Raw genomic sequence first — 9,374 nt, 5'->3', positions numbered from 1 at the left:
ATCCTCTCGGGCGCGCCAGACACAAAAGAACCCGCCGCGAGCGGGTTTTTTTGTGTCTGGCGCGCCCGAGTCGGACGAGACCCTCTGCAGGTACGACAAAACGCCAGGAGCGTTTTGGGCCGCGCCAGCGCCGCGAAGCGGACAAGTGCATGGATGCACTTGGGCCCATCCTCTCGGCCACTGCAGTAAACGCAAGAACCCGCCGCGAGCGGGTTTTTTTGTGTCTGGCGCGCCCGAGTCGGACGAGACCCTCTGCTGGTTACAGCCTCCTTCCCTGGAGGCGGCCCATCGGGCTCGCTTCGCTCGTGCAAAATGGCTCCCGGCCATTTTGTCGACCAAACGCCAGGAGCGTTTGGGGCCGCGCTAGCGCCGCAAAGCGGGCAAGTGCAGGGATGCACGTGGTTCCATCCTGCCGGGCGCACCAGCAGTCCCTTATTCATTCCCCATTAGTGGTTACTTACAACTGTTTGGTAGTGGCTAAATTGTGGCGATTCTGTAACCAAAGCTTTAGTTGCTTACCGGTGATTTTTGAGGCGTATTCAAAAGTTATTGGGTGTGTCGGCTATTAGGGTTATGTTATCCATATGAATCTACGCTCCCTCCAACTTTTCCGGCAAATCGTTCTAACAGGATCGCTGTCTGAAGCGTCACGCAATATGTATTTGTCGACATCCGCAGCCAGCCGTTTGTTGACCATTTTGGAGCACGAGCTCCACCTGACTCTTTTTAGCCGGGAAAAGCGAAGCCTTGTACTGACCGAGGAAGGCGATCTTTTTTACCGCCGCATTGCACACACCTTGGACGGGCTGGAGGAGATCCCGGCCATCTCAAAAGAGATAACCAACCGCAGTTCCAACTGGTTGTCAGTGGTCACGGCTGCGCCATTGGCGAGTACTCTGGTGTCACCTGCACTGGCGAGTATGCGAAAAGAACGACCAGAGTTGCAGTGTACGCTAAACGTTGAAACGCGGTTTGATATTGAAAGCAAAGTATCCGCTCGAGGGTATAACCTTGGGCTTATTTCATTGCCTGTGGAGAATGCGATTCTCGATCTGGATGTCGAGCCATTCCTGAAAAGTCGGGTCGAAGTGATGTTACCGTGGAATCACCCTCTGGCAGCTCGTGAACAGCTATCTATAGCGGATATCGCCACCGAGCGTTTTGTCGCCTTGAGTCCACGTCAGCGATGGCGGCAACGCCTGGATGACATTATGGGACGCAACGGAATGACCGTGAGTGTACCGATCGAAACCAGCTCTACGGTTGTAACCGTACAAATGGTCCGCGATGGGCTGGGCATTACCTTAACAGACCGGGTCACGACCCGCCTCATGTCAGACGATGCGGCGGTGTTGAGGCCTCTGGCAGAGGAGCAGTGGACGACCTATGCATCGCTGCACCCGGAGGGCCAGCGGGCGCCGCTTTCAGCTGCGTTTTTAGAGGCGGTCCGCGCCAACGTGGAGGCCATGCGCAAGGCTGATCCACACGCAGCGGCCAGTCTGGAACTTATCTAGATACATTGGCGATGGCGTTTGCGGTCGCCCGGCTCAGTCGCGCTGCGTCCCGGGCAATAGGTTCGCTGTCTCCCGTGTAGTTGGCAACATTGAGCAGTTCGGAAACCCGCTCCATCGAAAGATGGGGTGCGATCTCCGGATGGCTCGCCAGGTTAGTCGTTATGTTGTCGCCTGGTGCCTCTTCTATGACATGGTGAATGATGTCATGTGCCCGGTTGCGACCTATGTGCGGTGCGAGCGCCATCATCAGATTTTCCGAAGCCATAGCCGGGCCGGAGAGTGTCAGGTTCTTTGCCATTCGCGCTTTGTTTACCGTAATTCTCTCTAGTAAATCTGCAAAACGTGCCGACAAGTTCCAGCCCAGCCGACAGGCGTCATCTATTACGCTGGTTAGCAGGTAGTTGGCCGATGCATCGGCTTCATGGCTGGGTCGGCCCGCTTCCATTGCCGGTGCTGCCAGGGCTCTTAATCGTGTGCAATTCGCTATGACTTTAACCACCCGTTTTGGGTTTACTTTGTGGGGCATGGTTGAGCTGCCCACCACGCCCTTGGCCAATTGTTCCGAGATCTCGCCAATTTCCTCTTCCATCAGCGTATAGAGTTCGAGTGCAATGCGCTCAATGCTCATCGCTAGCATGGACATACCCAGTACGTAATCAACAAAGAGATCGTTGACGACCCGACTTGGTACTAACAGCTCGCCCAGGTTCAATTCTCGTGCCAGCGCGCTGGACAGTTCACGGCCCTGGTTACCGTAAGAATGCATGGCGCCGACTGCGCCACCAAAAGGCAGGCAGAACGTGCGGCGTTCTATTTGTGTCAGCCGCTCATGGGCGCGGCAAAGTTCTTCAATCCAGCCGGCTACCTTGAAACCAAACGTAATGGGCAGTGCATGGCGCCGGTTAGTTCGCCCGGCCATCGGGGTGTCGGCGTGCTCTTCAGCCAACGTGGCGAGACTTTCAAAGACTCTGCCCAGTTGACCTAAAATTTGCTGGTGGGCCTTACGCATGATCAGCAAGTTGCCGGTTTGCATGACGTTCTGGGTAGTCGCACCCCAGTGGACGTAGTCGCCACTCTTTCCGCTACGTTCAACGAGCAATCGGGTGAGCGACAGCACGGGTGCCATGGTCTCTTTGATTGAAGCCTTAAGCGCATCGGTTCCGATGCGATCGAGAAAGGCGTTGGCACTGATGTCTTCAGCCGCCCACGCGGGAATCATGCCGATGTTGGCTTGCGCTCGCGCGAGGGCGGCTTCAACGTCAAGCCAGGATTGCCAGACCGCTTCCTGGGAGAATAAGGTTTCGGGAGTTGGCTTAGCTGTTTGGTTGCTCATGAGGTCGCTTCCATTGTCGGCGTTTCCGTCGGTCGGAACTGAGGTGCTGCGTCGAGTAGCGTGCGGGTGTAGGCATTTTTGGGGTTGGCCAACAGCTCGGCAGCCGGACCTTCCTCAACGATCTTTCCGTCGAGCATGACGGCTACTCGAGAGGCGATCTGATGAACGACGGCCATATCATGGGTGATCAGCAAACACGTCAGGCCGAGTTCGGCTTGCAAGTCGACTAACAGGTTCAGAATTTGTGCCTGGACGGAAACATCCAGTGCCGAGGTGGGCTCGTCACAAACCAGAATTTCAGGCGAAGTTACCAGCGCTCTGGCAATCGCGACCCGCTGCCGTTGGCCACCGGAGAGTTGGGAAGGGTAGGAGTGCATCAGACGTTCCGGCAGGCGCACCCGTTCCATCAGTTCCCGGGCTTTCAACTGACGCTCCCGGGCCGTACCCATACCCCGCAACGCTAACGGCCGGGCGATGATTTCGGCCAGGGTTCGCCGTGGGTTGAGCGAGGAATAAGGGTCCTGAAAGATCGGTTGAACCAGGTCAGCCCGGCGCAGCCCATCCATGGCTTCCACGGGCTGGCCATCCAGCAGAATCTCTCCTGAGGTTGGTGTATCCAGCCCCAGTAGCAGGCGTGAGAGGGTTGTCTTGCCAGAACCGCTTTCGCCAACCAGTGCCAGGGTTTCGCCGCGTTTAAGCGACAGGCTGATATCGTCAACGGCACGGATTTCATGGCGCGGACCAAAGAGGCCACTTCGAGAATGAAACACCCGGCTGACATGACGTGCTTCCAGTACTGCTTCATGAGCCATTTCACGCTTTGGTAGCGGGTCGCTTGGCACGGCCGGAGGTAACTCAGCCAATGTTTTTTCTGTGAGGATGCAGAGTCGGTGGTGGTTGTCACTGCCTTGCCTGGGTGGCCTTTCAGTGGCGCACCGGGGTTCGGCATGGGCACACCGCGCTGCAAATACACAGCCTTTGGGTGGCTGCAGCAATGCAGGCACGGTACCGGGTATGGCACCGAGGCGTTTTGGTTCACCACCCATATGGGGTATGGCCGTCAGTAAGGCGCGGGTGTATGGGTGAGCAGGAGCTGCAAGCACGTCGCCCGAACGACCGGATTCAACAATTTCGCCCCCGTACATGACGGCTACGCGGTCTACGTTCTCGGAGACTACGGCAAGGTCATGGGTGATTAGAATCATGCCCATGTTCATTTCCCGGCGCAGGTCGTTGAGCAACGTCATGATCTGCGTCTGTATGGTGGCATCCAATGCAGTTGTGGGTTCGTCTGCAATCAGTAGCTCGGGCTCCAGCATCAGCGCCATGGCGATCATGACACGTTGGCGCTGTCCGCCACTCAGTTGATGGGGGTATTGGGCCATGCGTGCTTTGGGGTTTGGAATGCCCACCCGGTCGAGCAGCTCCAGTGCTCTGGTGTTGGCTTGAGCGTTTGTCATTCGACCGATACGTACCGACGCTTCGGTCAACTGCCGGCCGATGGTGTAGACCGGGTTGAGTGAGGTCATCGGCTCCTGAAAGATCATGCTGAGGCGAGGGCCCAGATAGTCTCTGGTGAAAGTTGCCTCGGGCACCTCTCCCAGGTCGGTACCATCAAATTTGAGCGTATCGAATTCTACATTTGCTACCTTGGGCAGCAGGCGCATCAGCGCCATGGCCGTCAGTGATTTGCCGGAACCACTTTCGCCAACAATGCCCAGGGCTTCTCCCCGGTTGAGAGTCAGCGAGGCGTTGCGCACGGCGTGTAATACACCCGACGGTACTTTCAGTCGGATAGACAGGTTTTGTATTTCCAGCAGAGGACTCGTCATCTCAATTTCTCCCTTCCGGTGACGTGATATCGCGCAGGCCATCACCGAGCAGGTTGGCACCAATGACAAGAACAAACAGACACAGGCCAGGCAGTACCACCAGCCAGGGCCGGTAGAACATGGCGATCTTTCCTTCGGCAATCATCAGGCCCCAGGACGGGGTCGGAGGCTGAATGCCGACACCGAGAAACGACAGGCTGGCTTCGGCCAGAATGGCAATGCCTACCTCAAAGGTGAAGATAACAATGATCTGTGGCAGCAGGTTGGGCAGGATTTCCTGGCGGATAATCTGACCTGACGTCGCCCCCGCAGCCCGGTCAGCCGCGATAAAATCAAGGCTGCGAATGCGCTGGGTTGCGGCTCGGGTGACGACCAGGTAATACGTCCAGTGCAAGACACCGACGATCCCGATGACGACCCAGACAGATGGCCCAATGATGAACACCAGAGCCATAGCCAGTAGCAAGCCAGGAAGGGCCAGTTGAGCGGTAAGCAGAAAGCTGACGCCGTGGTCGACCCAGCCACCGAAATAGCCTGCGATCACACCGAGCGTGACACCAATGACGAGACCGATGGAGGCGGCACCCAGGCCAATGGTTAATGAAACGCGTGTCCCGTAAATCAGCCGGGAAAGATAGTCGCGGCCGTTTTGGTCGGTACCGAGCAGATGTTCCCAACTGCCGCCTTCCACCCAAACCGGGGGCAACATACGGGTACTCAGCGATTGGGCGAACGGATCGTGCGGAGCGATCAATGGCGCGGCGATGGCTATAATAGCCAACAGTATCAATATAACCCCGCCCGTCATAAACCCTTTGTGATTCAGAGCCCGGGAGAGTGCCAGTTGTCGCGGAGTCGGGGGCAGGCTCTCGGCGACTTCTTCCGCTAGCATGTTGGTGGTCATGATGATGTTTTCCTTACTGTAGTGGCACAGTCAGTCAATGGGTGCTCAGTCATCCGTCGTCGCTCATCCGATGCGAATTCTGGGATCCAGGGCTGCATTCAGAATGTCGGCCAGTAAATTCATGGCGACAAAAATCAACGCGAATACAAAGATCAACATTTGCACGGTAGGAATGTCCGAGCCGAGGATGGATTCCAGTGCGAGTCGTCCCAGGCCATTAATTGCAAAGATGCTTTCGGTAATAACGGAGCCACCAAACTTTTGACCCAGTTGGACCGCCAGTACCGAGATAACCGGTAACAGGGCATTGCGTAATGCGTGCCGGGTGAGCAGTGTGAAACCCCGATACCCTTTGGAACGGGCGGTGCGGATGTAGTCGCTTTGCATCACGTCGATCAGCCCGGTACGGGTCAGTCGCATAACGGCAGGAACTGAACTTGCACCGAGCACAAAGGCCGGCAATACAAAGTGGCGCCAACTGTCATCACCGGAGACCGGAAAAATAGGCAGCATGACGGCAAACAGGATGATCACGATCAGACCCAGCCAGAAGTTGGGCACGGCCTGGGCCGAGACAGCCACGGTAAGAGCAAACCGGTCGACCAGGGTATTGGGTCGCAGGGCTGCCCAGGCGCCCAGCGGAATGGCAATGAGGATGGTGACCATGACAGCGGACAGAGCCAGTGTGATCGTTGCCCCGGCCCGGTCAGAAACCAGTTCGGCGACGGGTTTGTTCCAATAGTAACTGGTGCCAAAATCGCCTTGCAGTACGCTGCCCAGCCAATCCAGATAGCGCACAAAGGCTGGCCGGTCGAGGCCGTAGGTCTCACGAATTTGTGCCAGTACTTCCGGTGTGGCGTCTTCCCCGGCAATGGAATAGGCCGGATCAGACGCAAAATTCAACAGAAAGAACGTTGCGAGCGACACCGTGAATGCCACGGCCAGCGCCAGCATCCCACGTTGCAATATATAACGTAGCATTTACGTCTCCTTCGAGGGGCGGGCTAAATGGAATCGCGTCCGGCAGGTAAAGGGCTGTTACACAGGCTCGTTAGAGAACCTTTACTGGTGCGCGATTCCACAGTGGGGCAGACGTTTGCCCCTGCTTTTTAAGAGTTATTCCCAGCTTGCCTGTGGCAGTCGTGGCAGCCCGTCCGGGCTCAGGGGGAAATTCAGTTCCGGCGACACCAGGTAGTTTGCAGAATAAGAAAACATCGGCGCCCAATAGGCCTGATCCGCAATGCGGTTCAAGGCATTTTCATAGATCTCAGCCCGTTCTGACTGATCGGCTGTCTGCTCGGCCGAAAGCACCATCTCGGTCAGTTCGTCATCACCAGACAAGTTTCGATCGGTCTCGTCGGAAAAGTGAACCCGGGCAATCGCAGCCGTATCAGCGGTGCCGCCAGATCCCCAGGTGCCGAAGTAGGCGGGAATGTCACGTTCAGCGCGAGCCTGGTTCAGGGACGCTAGCTTCACGTAGCGCAAATCGACATCAATACCGACCGCTTCGAGGTCTGATGAAACGGCTTCAGCGGCGGCTTTGTCTCGGTAGGCCCACAGTTCCAGCGGGAAACCATTCGGGTAGCCGGCTTCGGCCAAGAGTTCGCGGGCCCTTTGCGGATTGTAGGGGTAAGCTTGAATGTCGGTTGTACAGCCGAACTGAGCCGGGTGGCAGGGGGTATGAATCCCTTCCGATGAGCCACCAATCAGGTACTCGGCCATCTCGTCCCGGTTAAGCGCATGGTTCACGGCCTGACGGACCCTAACGTCGGTCAGCGGGCCATCCGGATCGGTGTAACCGGCTGCATCAAGCACCAGGAAGCCTACACGCAAGTCCGGGCCGCTGAGGTGTTTCGCCATGGGTGTGGCACCCAAGCTTTCAGCCAGATCGAGCGGTACCTTGAACATCCAGTCGATACCACCGGACATCAACTCGGCTTGCTGAGTACCAATATCGGGCAAGTTGCGAACAACGATGTTTTCAATAGCAGGCTGTTCACCGAAATAGTCGTCGAAACGTTTCAGCACGACTTGTTGGCCCGGCTCGAATGAGACCACCCGATATGGGCCCGCGCCGATCAGATCATCCGCCATGGCGCTCTGGTTAATTTCGCCATTTTCAATATAGGCGCCTTCTTTGCGGAGCATCACGCGCTGCGCCATATCACGCAACACCAGGGGGTAAACGGTTTTCAGATGGAACCTTACAGTGTGTTCGCCCGTTTTTTCGGCATTGTCCAACCAACGACTGATCGTGCCTTTAGCCTGTGCTTCGCTTTCTTCGGCAATGATCCAGTTGTAGGTGTAAACAACGTCGTCTGCGGTCAGAGCGGTACCATCGTGAAACACCACACCTTCACGTAACGTTACATCCAGAGTCAGATCGTCTACGAAGTTGTAGTCGGTTGCGACAGCAGGGTTGTACTCCTGCGTTTCAGGATCGAGATCAAACAAGGTCGCATCGGTTGCCTGCGCCAGAATGATGTATTCGCGCTTGGTGGTATACAGATAGTCCAGATTGAGGATTTCTTCGGCAAGGGCCACACGCAACGTGTCATCGTCTTTGCTGGCCAGTGCCGGTCCACTTGCCATGAGCGTAAAACAGCCTAGCGACGCCAGTGCTGCCGTTTTGAGCATTAAGGTGTTCATGGTCTCTCCATTCTTATAGTTGTTGAATTGAGAATAACACTGAAGCCGGTGCAGTCGTGCGCACACGCTGTTCAGTTGAGATAAACACTACTCGCCAGTAATAATAAAATAAATTCGAAAGATAAGGACAACCATTCGAATAATCGGGATAGTTGAGGCTGTTTCTCTCAAAAATTGACCTTTCAGTGCCCAAATAGCGCACAGGCTGTCTGACATTCAACGGCTTGGCATACCCCACCGCCAGCGTTGGACTCTCTGGAGTGGCGGCATGCAGCGGCCAAGGGCTTACAGTCTTGATTCTCACCCGGGCATTACAGCTTGCGTCCATCCCGGGCCCGCCTACGCTTCAGGGGTTGGAAGTGACCCGTTGTTACCTACCCCGGGGTGAGGATGACACATGAAACAGATCGACCCTGGCATTCGTTTTTCGGATTTGCCGTCGAGCGGCAGACCGCCGGTTAGCGATGTTGCAGTCGTTAGCGTTACCTGGCCACCATGCTGACTAGAATTGAAACGTGGATACGCCGCCAGCGTCGAACTATGAGCCGGAGTGTTTTGCTGGCCCGGCTTTTGAGGCTTCCCGCCTCTGAGGGGGCGCCAACGCGCCCCGGGCTGGTGATGGTTCAAGTAGACGGTTTGAGTCGCCCGGAACTGGAGGCGGCGCTGGCAAAGGGTGAGATGCCGTTTTTGAAACAGTTGCTGCAGCGTGAGCATTACCGTTTGCATACCCATTATTCAGGGCTTCCATCCACCACACCGGCCGTGCAGGCAGAGCTTTTTTATGGCATGCCCTGTGCCGTGCCGTCTTTTTCGTTTCGTGACCCGGCCAGTCAGCGCATCGTGCGCATGTACGAACCGGGTATTGCTGCTGAGGTGGAAAAACGGCTGGAGCGTGATGGCGAAGCCGGTCTGCTAACCGGTGGCAGTGCCTATTCGGATAACTTTACCGGTGGCGCTGAAGAGCCCCATTTCTGCCCCTCTTCCATGGGGTGGGGGCCATCTTTGCGACGGGCTAACCCTCTGGTGCTGCTGGCTTTTCTACTCACCAATCTGTACAGCTTTTTGCGCGTCGGTGCCTTGTTGGTCGTTGAAACCGTGTTGGCACTGGTTGATCTGTTACGCGGTACGGCGAGCGGCTAAGG

7 protein-coding genes are annotated in these 9,374 nt (G+C 56.4%); 2 read left to right on the top strand and 5 right to left on the bottom strand.

The window, feature by feature from the left end; translation table 11 throughout:
• Positions 1 to 584: 584 nt before the first annotated feature.
• On the top strand, positions 585 to 1,514 hold the full coding sequence (locus ABJT94_RS06905) for a LysR family transcriptional regulator (RefSeq protein ID WP_348474686.1): 930 nt from the start codon (positions 585 to 587) through the stop codon (positions 1,512 to 1,514).
• Here ABJT94_RS06905 and ABJT94_RS06900 read toward each other — a convergent pair.
• The 5 genes from ABJT94_RS06900 to ABJT94_RS06880 form a co-directional block, all read right to left on the bottom strand.
• Positions 1,507 to 2,847, bottom strand: a complete 1,341-nt coding sequence (locus ABJT94_RS06900) for a lyase family protein (protein WP_348474685.1) — start codon at positions 2,845 to 2,847, stop codon at positions 1,507 to 1,509. The genes ABJT94_RS06905 and ABJT94_RS06900 overlap by 8 nt on opposite strands.
• The gene (locus tag ABJT94_RS06895; protein ID WP_348474684.1) at positions 2,844 to 4,679 is read right to left on the bottom strand and encodes an ABC transporter ATP-binding protein; all 1,836 of its coding nucleotides are present in this window, start codon (positions 4,677 to 4,679) and stop codon (positions 2,844 to 2,846) included. The genes ABJT94_RS06900 and ABJT94_RS06895 overlap by 4 nt, the downstream gene beginning before the upstream one ends.
• A 1-nt stretch (position 4,680) precedes the next feature.
• Complete coding sequence (locus ABJT94_RS06890; protein ID WP_348474683.1) at positions 4,681 to 5,583, bottom strand: ABC transporter permease; 903 nt, start codon at positions 5,581 to 5,583, stop codon at positions 4,681 to 4,683.
• Between the two features lie 63 nt (positions 5,584 to 5,646).
• Entirely contained in the window at positions 5,647 to 6,564 is a 918-nt protein-coding gene (locus ABJT94_RS06885; RefSeq protein WP_348474682.1) for an ABC transporter permease, read from the bottom strand.
• A 135-nt stretch (positions 6,565 to 6,699) separates the two neighbouring features.
• Positions 6,700 to 8,232: an ABC transporter substrate-binding protein gene (locus tag ABJT94_RS06880; RefSeq protein ID WP_348474681.1), complete on the bottom strand. Its 1,533-nt coding sequence runs from the start codon at positions 8,230 to 8,232 to the stop codon at positions 6,700 to 6,702.
• A gap of 540 nt (positions 8,233 to 8,772) precedes the next feature.
• Here ABJT94_RS06880 and ABJT94_RS06875 point away from each other — a divergent pair.
• Positions 8,773 to 9,372 carry a hypothetical protein gene (locus tag ABJT94_RS06875; RefSeq protein ID WP_348474680.1) on the top strand — a complete coding sequence of 200 codons (600 nt, stop codon included), beginning with the start codon at positions 8,773 to 8,775 and terminating at the stop codon, positions 9,370 to 9,372.
• The last annotated feature ends 2 nt before the right edge of the window (positions 9,373 to 9,374 follow it).

The sequence above is a fragment of the Saccharospirillum sp. genome (genome assembly GCF_039982735.1).
Classification (GTDB): domain Bacteria; phylum Pseudomonadota; class Gammaproteobacteria; order Pseudomonadales; family Natronospirillaceae; genus Saccharospirillum.
The sequence above is the reverse complement of the archived record's forward strand: the minus strand, read 5'-3'. Positions and strand labels throughout refer to the sequence as shown.